This window comes from Paraburkholderia sp. SIMBA_054, from assembly GCF_046534875.1.
Taxonomy (GTDB): domain Bacteria; phylum Pseudomonadota; class Gammaproteobacteria; order Burkholderiales; family Burkholderiaceae; genus Paraburkholderia; species Paraburkholderia hospita.
Genome location: NZ_JAWRXV010001108.1, coordinates 1 through 259 on the forward strand (window position 1 = coordinate 1; position 259 = coordinate 259).

A 259-nucleotide genomic window follows, 5' to 3' on the forward strand; every position below is an offset into this window, starting at 1 on the left:
GTACGCGCGTGCCGCCGCCCGCGAGCGCGTAGATGTTGCCGTCCGCGGCTTGCAAATTAATCTGCGCGGCGCGCAAGGCCCCGGCGTTCGCAACCGTACCCTTGCTGCCGGTTTGCACGAAAAGCTGCTTGCTGCTCGACGAATCCTGCAGCAACAGTTTTGCGCCTACACCGAATTCCGCTGTCCCGTTCGGTGCTTCGACGGTGCCTGCGTTGACGACAGCTTGCCGGGCGATCAGAAATACGTCGCCGCCAATCGA

The 259-nt window shown here is 62.9% G+C and carries 1 pseudogene; it reads right to left on the reverse strand.

What is annotated here, in order from left to right:
* A pseudogene (locus tag SB822_RS58590) lies at window positions 1-259 on the reverse strand (filamentous hemagglutinin); the annotation flags it as partial.